General features: G+C 70.2%; 9 protein-coding genes and 2 tRNA genes. 4 read left to right on the top strand and 7 right to left on the bottom strand.

All coding sequences use genetic code 11. The features are described 5' to 3' along the window. Nucleotides 1-31: 31 nt before the first annotated feature. Together ACFQ2V_RS19925 and ACFQ2V_RS19920 are read right to left on the bottom strand one after the other, a co-directional pair. A tRNA-Arg gene (locus tag ACFQ2V_RS19925) sits at nt 32-104 on the bottom strand. Between the two features lie 67 nt (nt 105-171). After that, nucleotides 172-1,362: a PrsW family intramembrane metalloprotease gene (locus ACFQ2V_RS19920; RefSeq protein ID WP_386054682.1), complete on the bottom strand. Its 1,191-nt coding sequence runs from the start codon at nt 1,360-1,362 to the stop codon at nt 172-174. Between the two features lie 135 nt (nt 1,363-1,497). Between ACFQ2V_RS19920 and orn the strand changes: the two genes are divergently transcribed. Further along, the gene (gene orn, locus ACFQ2V_RS19915) at nt 1,498-2,064 is read left to right on the top strand and encodes an oligoribonuclease (RefSeq protein WP_386054708.1); all 567 of its coding nucleotides are present in this window, start codon (nt 1,498-1,500) and stop codon (nt 2,062-2,064) included. A 166-nt stretch (nt 2,065-2,230) separates the two neighbouring features. Next, nucleotides 2,231-2,306, top strand: a tRNA-His gene (locus ACFQ2V_RS19910). A 144-nt stretch (nt 2,307-2,450) separates the two neighbouring features. Here ACFQ2V_RS19910 and ACFQ2V_RS19905 read toward each other — a convergent pair. Genes ACFQ2V_RS19905 through ACFQ2V_RS19885 form a run of 5 tightly spaced genes read right to left on the bottom strand, consistent with a single transcriptional unit; the run spans nt 2,451 to nt 10,317 of the window. Then, nucleotides 2,451-4,889, bottom strand: coding sequence for a beta-glucosidase family protein (locus ACFQ2V_RS19905; protein ID WP_386054681.1), 2,439 nt, complete (start codon nt 4,887-4,889; stop codon nt 2,451-2,453). Beyond that, nucleotides 4,882-7,176: an alpha-L-rhamnosidase gene (locus ACFQ2V_RS19900; protein WP_386054680.1), complete on the bottom strand. Its 2,295-nt coding sequence runs from the start codon at nt 7,174-7,176 to the stop codon at nt 4,882-4,884. Before ACFQ2V_RS19900 ends, ACFQ2V_RS19905 begins: the two co-directional genes overlap by 8 nt. Before the next feature lie 50 nt (nt 7,177-7,226). Continuing rightward, a complete protein-coding gene (locus tag ACFQ2V_RS19895; RefSeq protein WP_386054679.1) occupies nt 7,227-8,060 on the bottom strand; it encodes a carbohydrate ABC transporter permease in 834 nt (277 codons plus the stop codon). Next, entirely contained in the window at nt 8,057-9,022 is a 966-nt protein-coding gene (locus ACFQ2V_RS19890; RefSeq protein WP_386054678.1) for a carbohydrate ABC transporter permease, read from the bottom strand. Before ACFQ2V_RS19890 ends, ACFQ2V_RS19895 begins: the two co-directional genes overlap by 4 nt. Then, the gene (locus tag ACFQ2V_RS19885; protein ID WP_386054677.1) at nt 9,016-10,317 is read right to left on the bottom strand and encodes an ABC transporter substrate-binding protein; all 1,302 of its coding nucleotides are present in this window, start codon (nt 10,315-10,317) and stop codon (nt 9,016-9,018) included. Before ACFQ2V_RS19885 ends, ACFQ2V_RS19890 begins: the two co-directional genes overlap by 7 nt. Nucleotides 10,318-10,586: 269 nt before the next feature. Between ACFQ2V_RS19885 and rhaI the strand changes: the two genes are divergently transcribed. Together rhaI and ACFQ2V_RS19875 are read left to right on the top strand one after the other, a co-directional pair. Beyond that, a complete protein-coding gene (gene rhaI / locus ACFQ2V_RS19880) occupies nt 10,587-11,753 on the top strand; it encodes an L-rhamnose isomerase (RefSeq protein WP_386054676.1) in 1,167 nt (388 codons plus the stop codon). A 61-nt stretch (nt 11,754-11,814) separates the two neighbouring features. Then, nucleotides 11,815-13,851 (top strand): bifunctional aldolase/short-chain dehydrogenase, encoded by a 2,037-nt coding sequence (locus ACFQ2V_RS19875; RefSeq protein ID WP_386054675.1) that lies wholly within the window; start codon nt 11,815-11,817, stop codon nt 13,849-13,851.

Here is a 13,851-nt window from a genome sequence, read left to right as displayed (position 1 = left end):
GTACCCAGTCGTGGCGCCGTCCATGGCGAGGCGCCCCCGGCAGGACTCGAACCTGCGACCAAGAGATTAGAAGGCTCTTGCTCTATCCGCTGAGCTACAGGGGCGGTCGCCCGAAGCGGGCGCCGTCCAATGATAGGCACCGGTTGCGACGCGCCGGACCGACCGCCCGGGTCAGGTGACCGGCGACCCGACGAAGTCGCGGCGATGCGCCGTGATCGCCTCGAGCAGCACCATCTCGCGCTCCGACGCGCCGTCCTCGGCGGTGCCGTGGACGAGCCTCGAGCGGAGCAGGGCCAGGTCGCTGGCGCTGTCCTGGAAGGCGTCCATCGACCGCTTCGCCGCGCGGCCGCCCGTGCGCCGCGCCCACGCCCGCGCCGCCCGGCGCAGCCGCAGCTGCGAGAGCATCGTGACCTCGGCGTGGGTCAGCCAGCCGGCGTCGGCGTAGGGCGACAGGTAGCGGCCGATGAGCCGGCCCTCACGCCGACGCAGCCAGAACAGGAAGGCCACGAAGGCGAGGAAGAGCGGCACCTGGTAGGTCACGTACGCCTCGAAGAAGCCGTCCATGCCGGCGAGGGCCGAGAGGTTCCAGAGGCCGTGGAGGATCATCGCGCAGACCCAGCCGGCGAGGACGGCCAGGACACGGACGAGCGGTCGACGCGCCGACACCGCGATGCCGATGCCGACGCCCGTCAACGATGTGAAGAGCGGGTGTCCGAACGGGCCCATCAGCCCCCGCACGAGGAACGTCGAGGTGAGGCCCTCGTTGCCGTACTCGTTGTAGGCCTGGCCCAGGTAGAGGATGTTCTCGCTGAAGGCGAAACCCGCCCCGATGAGGCCGGCGTAGACGATGCCGTCGACGATGCCGTCGAACTCTCGTCGCCGCAGCTGGTAGATGAGCAGGATGCCGAGGCCCTTGAGCGTCTCCTCGGTGACGGGGGCGAGGTACACCGCACCCGTCTGGAGCGGGTCGGTCCAGCTCGCCTCGACGAGCAGCTTGAGACCGAAGGTGTTGAGGAAGAACGCACCAACGACGGCGACCAGCGCACCCCAGAGGAACGAGAACAGCTGGTAGCGAACGGGTTCCGCCTCGTAGCGGTCGAGCCAGAGGAACGTGGGCACGATGATGAGCAGCGGGATGATCGCCATGAGGGCCGAGGTGACGATGGTCTGCGAGCTGAGCCGCTCACCGAGGATGCCGAGGAGGATCAGCAGGCACACGAGGAAGACCGAGGCCGCGATCCCGATCGTGAGGGCGGTCCTGAGCAGCGGGCGCCGCGTCGGGTTGCGCACCGGGCTCCACTGCTGCGCCTGGTTGCCCGCGCCACCGCCCGGGTGCTGGGTCGTCACGTCCCCTGAGGTCATGCAGGCAGGCTAGTGCAGCCCGCTTGCCGCGGCCCGTCCATGGCCCGGGCCCCGGAGCGCGAACACTATGGTGGAGCGGTGAGCGACACCAACCACCGAGCCATCGCCGACCGGATCATCTGGATCGACTGCGAGATGACGGGCCTATCGCTGAAGTCGGACGCCCTCGTCGAGGTCGCCGCTCTCGTGACCGACTTCGAGCTGAACCAGCTCGGTGACGGCATCGACGTCGTCGTGAAGCCCCCGGCCGAGGCGCTCGAGCAGATGGACGACTTCGTTCGCGACATGCACACGACCTCCGGCCTCATCGACGAGCTCGACTCCGGTGTGACGCTGCAGGAGGCCGAGCACATCGTCCTCGACTACATCCGCACGTTCGTGCCCGAGCCGCGCAAGGCGCCGCTCGGCGGCAACACGGTCGCCACCGACCGGGGCTTCCTCTCGCGCGACATGCCGGTGCTCGAGTCCTACCTGCACTACCGCATCATCGACGTCAGCTCGATCAAGGAGCTGTCGCGCCGCTGGTACCCCCGCGTCTACTTCAACGCGCCGAAGAAGTCGGGCGGCCACCGCGCCCTCGCCGACATCCGCGAGTCGATCGCCGAGCTGCGCTACTACCGCGAGGCCGTCTTCGTGCCCCAGCCCGGGCCCGACTCGGCCACCGCCAAGGCGCTCGCGACGCCGCACGTCATCGAGCACTGACCCGCGCGACGGGGCTGACGGCATACGCGAGCAGCTTGCGTATGCCGCCGCGCGAAGTCGTGCGCGCCGCGACGCCGGGTGGTCACGAGCACTCGTCGGGAACCTGTACGATTGGCGACGCCGTCCCACGACGCCGAGCCCCAGGGCCCGGCTCGTGCTGTGCATGGTGGGTGTAGCTCAGCTGGTAGAGCACCTGGTTGTGGTCCAGGTGGCCGCGGGTTCAAGTCCCGTCACTCACCCCAGTCGGCGAAGGCCTCGCACCAGCGGTGCGGGGCCTTCGTCGCCTCAGAAGGCCCGACGCGTCAGTAGCGCAGAGCCGACGCAGAGCGGCCACGTCGTCGGGCCGCCCCGTGCCCCGTTCTACGCACTGCCGGAGGCGCGCTGTCCTACTGAGCCAGCGCGGCGCCTTCGGGCGTGGCAGCCACGGCGTCGAGCGGGATGCTCGCTCGCACGTCGCCGAGCCCCCGCGCGACGAGCAGGGTGCCGCCCTCGAGCCGCACCCATGCGTGGCGGGCGACGTCCCAGCGTCGCCACAGGCGCGCGTCGCACTCGACCACGACGGTCTGGGTCTCGCCGGGGGCGACCAGCTGCGTCGCCCAGCCGACGAGGCGCACCGGATGCTCGCCCTCGTCCGGCTCGAGGTACACCTGCACCACCTCGCGCGACGGACGGTCGGAAATGTTCTCGACGGGCACTGCGACACGGACGCTCTCGTCGTCCGCCGCCACCTCTGGGATCCCGTAGCTCCACGACCCGTAGCCGAGCCCGTGCCCGAACCAGAAGGCCGGGTCGGGGGCGGCACCCGAGCGGTGCCCGCGGTAGCCGACGAAGGGACCCTCGGCATACGGCAGCACGCCGTCCTGCGGCACGACCTGCCAGGCGGGAGAGCCGCCGTCGCCTGCCGGGAACGACGTCACGAGGCGACCGGCCGGCTCGACGAGACCGAGCAGCGCGGCGGCGACGGCGTGGCCGCCCTCCTGCCCGGGGATGCCCGCCCAGAGCACGGCGTCGACCTCGTCGAGCCACGGCATCAGCACGGGAGTCGCGGCGTTGACGACCACGACCGTGCGGCGCGCTGCGGCGGCCACGGCCGACACGAGGGCGTCCTGCGCACCGGGCAGCGCCAGGGTGGACTTGTCGGCCGCCTCGGTCTCCTGCTCCTCGGTGAGGCCGACGACGACCACGGCGACATCGGCCGCCGCGGCCGCACCGACGGCCGAGGCGATGACGGTCTCGACCGGGCCGGACGCCGGACGGGCCATCAGGCCGAAACGGCCGAACCGCACGTGGGTGAGGTCGACCTCGGCCTCGAGGTCCACCGGCCCGTCGGCGTCGACGGTCGTCGTCCAGCCCGGCGGCCGGAGGATGGCCTCGCCGACGTCGTCGGTCTCGAGGCGCAGCGTGAGCTCGTGGCGCGCCCCGGCCACGGTGACGGTCCAGTCGCCGACCCCGACGACGCCCACCTCGCGCCGTCCCGATCCTTGGACCCGGGCGCTGAGGCGCGCGCGGGCCGGCCGCTCCGGGAGGTCGTCGTCGGCGCCGAACGAGACCTTGCTGTGGGGCACCTGCTGGTCGGCGACGACGTTGCCGTCGGCGCCGAGGGCGACGCAGCGTATGCCGGCTTCGCCCGTCTCGGGGTGCGTGACCATCTCGGCCGCCGCGGGCACCGGCCTGCTGCGGACGTCGACGCCGTCGACGACCGTCAGCCCCGGCCCGATGAGCTCCGCCAGGCCCTCGGCGACGCTGACCTGGTGCGGCGGACGCACCTGCGCCGACCCGCCACCCATGTCGACCGTCTCGACAGCGTGCCGACCGACGAGCGCGATGGTGCCGCCCGCGGGGAGCGGCAGGGTGCCGTGGTTGTGCAGGACCGTCATGCCGGTCGCGGCGATGCGCACCAGCTGCTCGCGCCGGGCTGCGTCGGTGGGGCCGGGCACGTCCTCGCGCCAGGCCCGGGGTCCGTCGAGGGCGCCGACGCGGTCGGCGAGCCGGAGCAGCCGGCGCACGTGCTCGTCGACAGCCGCCTCGGGGACGTCGCCGGCTTCGACGGCGGAGACGAGCGCGTCACCCCATGGCCCGTCGGGGCCGGGCATCACGAGGTCGAGGCCGCCGTTGGCCGCGGCCGCGGCAGACTTCGTGGCGAACCAGTCGGACATGAGCAGGCCGTCCCAGCCCCACTCCCGCTTGACGATGCCGTTGTTGACGGCGTCGTGCTCGGTCGCCGGCACACCGTTGACGTCGTTGTAGGCCGCCATGATCGACCACGGCGCGGAGTCCTCGACCGCGATCTCGAACGGGAGCAGGTAGAGCTCACGCAGCGTCGCCTCGTCGACGACGTTGTCGACAGTGTGCCGTTCGGTCTCCGCCTCGTTGGCCACCAGGTGCTTGAGGCAGGCTCCGATTCCCTTGCCCTGCAGACCCTTCACGTATGCCGCTGCCAGCCGTCCCGTCAGCAGCGGGTCTTCGGAGTACGCCTCGAAGAGCCGGCCCCCGAGGGGCGAGCGGTGCAGGTTGATCGTCGGGCCCAGCACGACGTGGATGTGCTGGCGCTCGGCCTCGTCGGCGAGGATCTCGCCCACCTCGTGCGCCACGTCCTCGTCCCAGGCGGAGGCGATCAGGGTCGCGTTGGGCAGCAGCGCCACCTCGTCTCCCCCGATGAACTTCAGGCCGCGGACGCCGGTGGGGCCGTCGGAGAAGGCCATCTCACCGAGCGCGACCGAGTCCGCAGTGTGCAGGGTGAACATGGTGGCGCCCGTGAGCAGGCGCACCTTGGAGGCCAGGTCGAGTCGCGCGATCCTCTCGTCGAGGTCGGCGTCGTCAGCCATGCTCGGGTCCGCCGGCGATCGTCGCGGTGTAGCGGTGGGTGCCCGCCCCGACCTCCGCGGCGGAGTCGCCGTCCGGCCCCGGCAGTCGCACCGAGGCGGAGACGCCCTCGGGGACGGTGACCTCGAGCGCGAACGCGTCGCCGTCGACGGTCCACGACGTCTCGACGCGCCCGTGCGGGGTGTCCAGCCCTGAGCGGGCCCAGGTGAGCCCGCCGCCGGGGCGGGCCTCGACGAGCACACGCGAGTAGCCGGGCTCGAGCGGTGCGATGCCGCCGATGGTGCGGTGCATCCAGTCGGCAACGGCCCCCAGCGCGTAGTGGTTGAAGCTCGTCATCTCGCCGGGGTTGATCGTGCCGTCGGGCAGCATCGAGTCCCAGCGCTCCCAGACCGTGGTGGCGCCCATCGTCACGGGGTAGAGCCACGACGGGCACTGCCGCTCGAGCAGGAGGTTGTACGCGGCGTCGAGGTGCCCGGTCGAGCTGAGCGCGCCGGTGACGAACGGCGTGCCGGCGAACCCGGTCGAGACGCGCCAGCCGTTCTCCTGCGCCAGCTGCGCCAGCCGGTCGCCGGCGTCCTGCCGGTCCTGGCCCTCGAGCAGGTCGAACTCGATGGCGAGGGCGTACACCGTCGCGCAGTCGCTCGTGATGCGGCCGTCGGAGACGTAGTGCTTGCGGAAGGCCGAGCGGACCCGGTCGGCCAGGGCGGAGAAGTAGCCGGCGTCGTCGGGCCTGCCGAGCACCTCTGCCGCAGCGGCGACCTGGCGCAGCGTGCGGTGGTAGCAGGCGGTCGCCACGACGCCGTTGTCGGCCTTGGCCTTGATGGGGTCGTCCGGCGGCGCCTGCGGGTCGAGCCAGTCACCGAACTGGAAGCCGGTGTCCCACAGGTCGGTCTCCGACAGGAGCGACTCGACGCGTCGGGCGTGGGCCGTCATGGCGGGATAGTGCCGCGCCAGGGCGTCGCGGTCGCCGTACGCCCGCCAGAGCGCCCACGGCACCCACGCCGCGGCATCGCTCCAGATGGCGGTGCTCTCGGGCGCCGGGAACGACGAGGGCGCGTCGACGTACTTGAGCACGTCCGGCACGACGAAGGGCACCAGGCCGTCGGCGTGCTGCTGCTCGGCGTCGACGTCGGCCAGCCAGTCGTCCAGGAAACCCGAGACGTCGTAGAGGTAGGCGGCAGTGGGCGCGAAGGCCGCGATGTCACCGGTCCAGCCGAGCCGCTCGTCACGCTGCGGGCAGTCGGTGGGCACGTCGAGGAAGTTGCCCTTGAGACCCCAGACGACGTTGCGGTGCAGCTGGTTGAGCAGGTCGTCGGAGCACTCGAAGGTGCCGGTGCGGCGCAGCTCGGAGTGCACGACCACGGCCTCGAGCGAGTCGGCCGCCAGCTCGCCGGGCCACCCCGTGACCTCCGCGTAGCGGAAGCCGTGGAAGGTCTTGGTGGGCTCGAAGGAGTCCTGGTCGCCGCTGAGGACGAACCGGTCGGTCGCGGCGGCGGAGCGCAGCGGCCGGGTGCCGAGCTCGTCGTTCTCGAGCACCTCCGCGTGGCGGACGACGATCTCCGTGCCGGCCGGGCCCTGCACGGTGAAGCGCAGCCAGCCGACGAGGTTCTGGCCGAAGTCCACGAGCGTGGCGCCGGCCGGTGAGGTCCAGACCCGGACCGGCTTCAGCACCTCCTGTCGACGGACGGCTGGCCCGGCATACGGCTGGAGCCTCGCGGGGTCGTGCTCGACACTGTGCACGCCCACCCAGCCCGTGAGCTCCGCGCCGGGCACGGTCCAGGCCCGGCTCTCGAGCCGGGCGTCGATGCTCTGGCCGTCGTAGAGGTCGTTCGCGGTCGTCGCCGAGGGGCCCGACCGCCACGAGGAGTCGGTGCCGACCACCTGGCGGTGGCCGTCCTCGAAGGTGACGTGCAGCTCGGCGAGGGCCGCCAGCTCGGACCCGTAGAACGCGCCCTTCCCGCTCCAGCCGAGGCGGCCGCGGAACCAGCCGTTGCCGAGCGCCAGGCCCAGCACCGAGCTGCCGGACGACAGCAGCCGGGTGACGTCGTGGGTGCGGTAGCGCAGACGCCACTCGTAGCTGCTCCAGCCGGGCGTGAGCACCTCGTCCGACACCGGTACGCCGTTGATGCTCGGCTCGACGATGCCGTGGGCCGTCACGAACAGGGTGGCCGAGGTGACGGCTCCGTGGCCGTCGTCGAGGGCGAACTCCTTGCGCAGCAAGGGCGCTCCGGCGAAGTCGTCGTCGGGGGCGATCAGGTCTGCGGACCAGGCGTGGTGGTGGGAGGGCATGGCGGCCTTTCGTGCGGGACTTCGGGAGAGATGGTCTGCGTGAGTGGGCGTCAGCCCTTGACCGCGCCGGACGTCATGCCGGCGACGATCTTGCGGTTGAAGAAGATGAAGAGGACGAGCGGTGGCACGGTCACGAGCACGATGTTCATGAAGAGCAGGTTGTACTGCGTGTCGAACTGGTTCGTGAAGTTGTAGAGCGTCAGCTGGACGGTGGCGTTCTCGTCGCCCGGCAGGAAGTAGAGGGGGTTGACGAAGTCGTTGAAGATGAAGACCGACGAGGTCAGGATGACCGTGATGGTGACCGGCCGCAGCAGCGGGAAGATCACCCGGAAGAAGAGTGAGAGCCCCGTGCAGCCGTCGATCATGGCGGCCTCGTCGAGCTCGCGCGGGATCGCCGCGACGAAGGCCCGGAAGAGCAGCACGCAGAACGACATGTTGAAGGCCACCTCGACGAGGATCAGCCCCGGCAGCGTCTTGAAGACGTGCAGCTGCTGGAGCACCCAGATCGTGGGGACGACGGCCGGCGGGATGATGAGGCCCGAGAGGACCAGGGCGTTGGCGATGTCGGCGGCACGGCCGGGCCGCCGCTGGATGACGTAGCCGACCATCGCGCAGAGCACCACGAGGATGGTGACCGACACGACGGTCAGGACGATGCTGTTGCGGAACGCGGTGAACAGCATGCCGTCGCGGGCCTCGAAGACGCCCTTGATGTTGTCGAGGATCTTCCACTCGGTCGGCAGGGCGAACGTCAGGTCGGCGGACTCCGACTCGTCCTTGGAGGCGGTGAGGAACATGAAGAGGAACGGCACCACGAAGACGACGAGCGCCACGAGCACGGCCACGACCTCGAGCGAGGTGCGTCGGAGCAGGTGCGTCCTCATGAGTGCACCTCCCGGGAGTTGAAGTACCGCGACAGCGGATACACGATCAGGGTCACCAGGACGAAGAGCACGCCGTTGCCGGCGGTGGAGAGCCCGAAGAAGCCGGCCTGGTACGTCTTGTAGATCGTCGAGGCGATGACGTCGCTGCTGAACCCGGGACCGCCCTTGGTCATCGTCCAGATGAGGTCGAAGGAGCGCAGGCCGCCGATGAGCGAGAGCAGGATGACCGTGAAGGTCGCCGGGGCCGCGAGCGGCAGGGTGACGTTGCGGAACTTCGTCCACGCGCCGCCCCCGTCGACGTCGACGGCCTCGTAGAAGTCCTTCGAGATGGCCAGGATGCCGGCGATGTAGATGAGTGTCGCGAGGCCGACGCCCTTCCAGACGTCGACGAGCGCCACCGACAGGAGCGCGGTGCTCGGGTTGCCGAGCCAGTCGGGCGAGGTGATGCCGACCTTGTCGAGCACGGTGGCCACCAGCCCGAAGTCCGGCTGGAGGAGCACGCTGAAGGTGATGCCGACCGCGACCGTGCTGACGAGCACGGGGAAGAAGATGACCGAGCGGAGCAGGCCACGCGTGCGGATCGGCCCGGTGAGAAGCACGGCGAAGAGCATCCCGAGCACCACTTTCAGCCCGCTGGTCACGACGGCGTACACGAGGGTGTTGCGCAGGCTGCTGACGAGCGCCTGCTCCGAGAAGAACTGGCGGAAGTTGTCGAGCCCGATGAACTCGGACTCGAAGAGGGTCCACCGGGTGAAGGCGAAGTAGAACGAGATGACCGTCGGGATGATGAAGACCACGGCGTAGACGGCGCCTGCCGGCACGTAGAACCAGAAGGGGTAGGTCTGCGCCTGCAGACCCCGCACGCCGCCCGCCCGGCCGGACCGGGGCCGGCCGGGCCGCTCGGCCCCCGCGGCAGCGCGGGGGCCGGACGGTGGGGCCTGGGCACCGGTCTGGGTCACCATCCCGGCAGTCCCAGCTGCTTGGCCTGCTTCGTGACGTCGGCGTCGTACTGGGCCGCGCCCTCCTGCGGCGGCGTCTGACCGGTCATGATCGCGACCATGATCTGCTCGAGCGAGGGGCCCTTGACGGGCGAGATGAACTCGAGCGCCGGGGTAGAGGTCTTGGAGTCGATGTAGGCCTGCATGTCCTTGGCCACGGGCGGGGCGTTGTCGGGCAGCTTGGAGCCCTTGACGAGGTAGGGACCGGTGGGCGGCACCGCGGACGAGAAGGCCTCCGTTCCGGCGACCGAGGCGACGAAGGCGACGAACTTCTTGGCTGCCTCGATGTTCTTGCTCGCCTTCGGGATGTACTGGCCGCCGGGCTCCCAGATGGTCGCCCCGGCCTTGCTCGCGTCGTCACCGGGGATCCCGAAGAAGCCGATCTTCGCGGCATCCTCCGCCGGCAGGGTGGAGATGGGGAACGTCAGCATGGGATACTGGGCGGCCTTGCCCTTGGCGAGCAGCTTGATGCCCTGCGCGAACGTCGTCGAGCCGGCGCTGTCGTTGAGCCAGCCCTTCTGCTTGGGCTCGGCGGCCTTCTCGAACCCCTTGAGGGCGACCGGGTCGGTGGCGTACTTGACCTTGTTCGCCGTGTACTCGTCGGCCCACTCGGGGTTCGAGCTCGCGACGTTGTGGAAGTCGCCGAGAACGTACAGCTGGGAGGTGAAGGTGTCCTTGAGGGTGCCGAGGACCGGGGTGATGCCGGCGCCCTTGATCTTCTCGCTGTTCGACTCGAACTCGGCCCACGTCTTCGGCACCGAGAGACCCAGCTGGGAGTAGACGTCCTTGTTGTAGAGGATGCCGCCACCCATGGCGGTGCCCCACGGGGCGCCGTAGACCTTGCCCTTCTGCGTCACCGCCGGCAGGAACGAGGGGTCGGTGTCCTTGAGGGCGGGGTCGTTCGTGAGGTCGACGAGCGTCTTCTCGGGGCTCAGCGCCTGGAGCAGCGATCCGGAGTTGTACCAGAACACGTCGGCCATGTCGCCGGTCGACAGCTTCGTCTTCACGAGGTTGTCGCCCTCGGCGCCACCCGGTCGGGTCTCGGCGTTGACCGTGATGGTCGGGTTGGCCTTCTCGAACGCCGCGATGACAGCCTTCGCGGGCTTGACCGTCGACTCCGCGTTGTCGGTCAGCAGGGTGATCTCCGTCTTCCCGCTGCCCGAGTCGCCCGAGCCGGAGGAGCTCGAGCAGGCCGCGAGGGGAACCAGTGAGCTCGCCGCGACAACCGCGATCGCGAGACTGGGCCGGGGGTGCTTCATGGGGTACCTCCACAACGTTGGGGCGCGTATCCGCGTTCGATGGTCACCGATTTTTGAATCGCTTCATTCGGTCGGCACCAAAGTAAGGTCCGCACTGGACACTGTCAACAGGTTCGGCCATTTTCCCACCCTTCACGCTCAGAACGAATCTTCTTCTAACACAGGTGAGAGCTCGGGGGCTTGACCGGCCCATGTCCCTGCGCTTTACTCGTGCCCAGACTTCTGAAACGCTTCATTGGAGCGATGCGACTCTCACGGATCGGACCACCATGACGAACTTCAGCGACATCTCGAGCGAGCTCGGACGCCAGGCGATCGAGCTGCCCTCGTGGGCCTTCGGCAACTCCGGCACGCGCTTCAAGGTGTTCGGCTCCGAGGGCACGCCGCGCTCGGTGGAGGAGAAGCTCGCCGACGCCGCGCAGGTTCACGCGCTCACGGGGCTCGCGCCCTCCGTCGCGCTGCACATCCCCTGGGACCGCGTGGACGACTTCGACAAGCTGGGCCGCGTCGCCGAGGACCTCGGGGTCCGGCTGGGCACCATCAACAGCAACACGTTCCAGGACGACGACTACAGGCTGGGCAGCCTGACCCACGTCGACGAGCGGATCCGCGCCAAGGCGGTCGCCCACCACCTCGAGTGCGTCGACATCATGGACGTGACGGGCAGCCGCGACCTCAAGATCTGGCTGGCCGACGGCACGAACTACCCGGGCCAGGGCGACCTGCGGGGCCGACAGGACCGACTCGCCGACAGCCTCCGGCAGATCTACGAGCGCCTCGGCGACCACCAGCGGCTCGTCCTCGAGTACAAGTTCTTCGAGCCGGCGTTCTACGCCACCGACGTGCCTGACTGGGGCACGTCGCTGCTGCACTGCCTCGCCCTCGGCGACCGGGCCATGGTCTGCCTCGACACCGGGCACCACGCCCCCGGCACGAACATCGAGTTCATCGTCATGCAGCTGCTGCGGGCCGGGCGGCTCGGCTCGTTCGACTTCAACTCGCGCTTCTACGCCGACGACGACCTCATCGTCGGTGCCGCCGACCCGTTCCAGCTCTTCCGGATCCTCTTCGAGGTCATCCGGGGCGGCGGCTACGACGAGGACAGCGAGGTCGCCTTCATGCTCGACCAGTGCCACAACGTCGAGGACAAGATCCCCGGCCAGATCCGCTCGGTGCTCAACGTCCAGGAGATGACGGCCCGGGCCCTGCTCGTCGACCGCGTCGCACTGGCCGAGGCCGAGCGCTTGGGTGACGTGCTCGGTGCCAACGGCATCCTCATGGACGCCTTCTACACCGACGTGCGCGCCGACCTCGCGCAGTGGCGCGGCGACCGCGGCCTGCCCACCGACCCCATGGCCGCCTACATCGCCAGCGGCTACCAGGACCAGATCGCCGCCGACCGCATCGGCGGGACGCAGGCCGGCTGGGGAGCCTGAGCGCCTGCGCACGACGACGACTCACCACGACCTGCACCAGAGCCACCGAGGAAGACACGAGATGACCAACACCCCCGTTGCCGAGCTGCTCGCCCGATCGAACCGGCTGGGATCCGACCCCCGCAACACCAACTACGCCGGCGGCAACACGTCGGCCAAGGGCACCGAGACCGACCCCGTCACCGGTGAGCAGGTCGAGCTGCTCTGGGTCAAGGGATCCGGCGGCGACCTCGGCACGCTCACGGAGCCGGGCCTCGCGGTGCTGCGCCTCGACCGCCTGCGCAGCCTCGTCGACGTCTACCCTGGCGTCGAGCGCGAGGACGAGATGGTGGCAGCCTTCGACTTCTGCCTCCACGGCAAGGGTGGCGCCGCACCCTCGATCGACACCGCGATGCACGGCCTCGTCGGCTCGGCGCACGTCGACCACCTCCACCCCGACAGCGGCATCGCCGTCGCGACGGCGAAGGACGGCGAGCGGCTGACCAAGGAGATCTTCGGCGAGAGGGTCGTCTGGGTGCCGTGGCGCCGACCCGGCTTCCAGCTGGGCCTCGACATCTCCGCCATCAAGGAGGCCAACCCGCAGGCCGTCGGCACGATCCTCGGCGGCCACGGCATCACCGCGTGGGGTGACACGAGCGCCGAGGCCGAGGCCAGCTCGAGGTGGATCATCGAGACGGCGCAGGCCTACCTCGACGAGCACGGCGCGGCCGAGCCGTTCGGCGCCGCGGTGCCCGAGCGTGCGCCGCTGGAGCCGCAGGAGCGGCACGCGAAGGCTGCGGCACTGGCGCCGCACCTGCGTGCACTGGCCTCGCAGGACAGGACCATGGTCGGCCACTTCACCGACGCCGACGTGGTGCTCGAGTTCCTCGCGAGCGAGAAGCTGGCGGCCCTGGCCGAGCTCGGCACGTCCTGCCCCGACCACTTCCTGCGCACCAAGGTCAAGCCGCTCGTCGTCGACCTTCCCAGCGATGCCTCGCTCGACGACGTCATCGCCCGGCTGCCCGAGCTGCACGTCGCCTACCGCGACGACTACCAGGGCTACTACGACCGCAACGCCACCCCCGACTCCCCCGCCATCCGCGGCGCCGACCCGGCGATCGTCCTCGTGCCCGGCGTCGGGATGTTCTCCTACGGCAAGGACAAGCAGACCGCCCGCGTCGCAGGCGAGTTCTACGTCAACGCCATCAACGTGATGCGCGGCGCCGAGTCGGTCTCCACCTACGCCCCGATCGACGAGAGCGAGAAGTTCCGCATCGAGTACTGGGCGCTCGAGGAGGCCAAGCTCCAGCGAATGCCCGAGCCCCTCAGCCACGCCGGCCGCATCGCCCTCGTCACCGGTGCAGCCGGGGGGATCGGCAAGGCGATCGCGACCCGGCTCGCCGCCGAGGGGGCCTGCGTGGTGATCGCCGACCTCGAGCTCGACAAGGCGTCGGCGGCGGCGAAGGAGATCGGGGGCAGGGACGTCGCCGTCGGCGTCCAGGCCGACGTCACCGACCCGATCCAGGTGCAGGCCGCCGTCGACGCCGCCGTGCTCGCCTTCGGGGGCCTCGACCTGCTCGTCAACAACGCCGGGCTCTCGATCAGCAAGCCGCTGCTCGACACGACCGAGGCCGACTGGGACCTGCAGCACGACGTCATGGCCAAGGGCAGCTTCCTGATGTCCCAGGCCGCAGCACGCGCGATGATCGCGCAGAAGCTCGGCGGCGACATCCTCTACATCTCGAGCAAGAACTCCGTCTTCGCCGGCCCCAACAACATCGCCTACAGCGCCGTCAAGGCCGACCAGGCCCACCAGGTGAGGCTGCTCGCGGCCGAGCTGGGCGAGCACGGCGTCCGCGTCAACGGCATCAACCCCGACGGGGTGGTTCGCGGCAGCGGCATCTTCGCCGGCGGTTGGGGGGCCAAGCGGGCAGCCGTCTACGGCGTGCCGGAGGAGGAGCTCGGCGCGTACTACGCCAAGCGCACCCTGCTCGGTCGTGAGGTGCTCCCCGAGCACGTCGCGAACGCCGCCGCGGTGCTGACGTCCGACGAGCTGAGCCACACGACCGGCCTCCACGTCCCCGTCGACGCCGGCGTCGCCGCCGCGTTCCTGCGCTGA

This window comes from Terrabacter terrigena (assembly GCF_042676085.1).
In the GTDB taxonomy this organism is placed as follows: Bacteria; Actinomycetota; Actinomycetes; order Actinomycetales; family Dermatophilaceae; genus Terrabacter; species Terrabacter terrigena.
This window is presented reverse-complemented; position numbering and strand designations above follow the sequence as displayed.